The 451-nt window shown below is 61.6% G+C and carries 1 pseudogene; it reads right to left on the bottom strand.

The window, feature by feature from the left end:
- Nucleotides 1-345: 345 nt before the first annotated feature.
- Nucleotides 346-451 (bottom strand): annotated as a pseudogene (locus EXE44_RS18190) (RNA-processing protein); the annotation flags it as partial.

Below are 451 nucleotides of genomic sequence, written 5' to 3'. Positions count from 1 at the left end.
GGCGGGCGCAGGCGTTCACGAGAGCTCCGCTCTCGCGAGCCAATCAGAACGCGAAGCGTTCTGATGACGACGCAAGCACCACAGGGAGCGAACGAAGTGAGTGACCGAGGAGCGTGGTTCGAGAGAGCGAAGCTCTCTCGTCATCACGAGACGCCGTCGGCGTCTCGAACGACAGCGAGCGTGCGCCCGCCTCCCGGCTGGGGCTTTGGAGATGTTCGCCGTCGATCTGTGGTCAGGTGCTTATAAGCGAGCGACTGGGGCTTTGGAGGAGTTCTCCACATCACCAATAACAGCAGTTTATAGACAAACAGCGACGCCGCCCGCGACTCCGAGAAATTCTGCCGATTATTGCGGCGCGTTGAAGCTCACGTCGTCGTCGAGTTCGTTCGACATGCGCTCCAAGTACGAGTACACCGCGCCGTGGGGCGCGCCGTCGAGCAGCATCCCGACC

This window comes from Halorubrum sp. SS7, from assembly GCF_005435055.1.
GTDB classification, from domain to species: Archaea; Halobacteriota; Halobacteria; order Halobacteriales; family Haloferacaceae; genus Halorubrum; species Halorubrum salinarum.
Note: the sequence above shows the minus strand (reverse complement) of the source record. Positions and strands in the feature narration are given on the sequence as shown.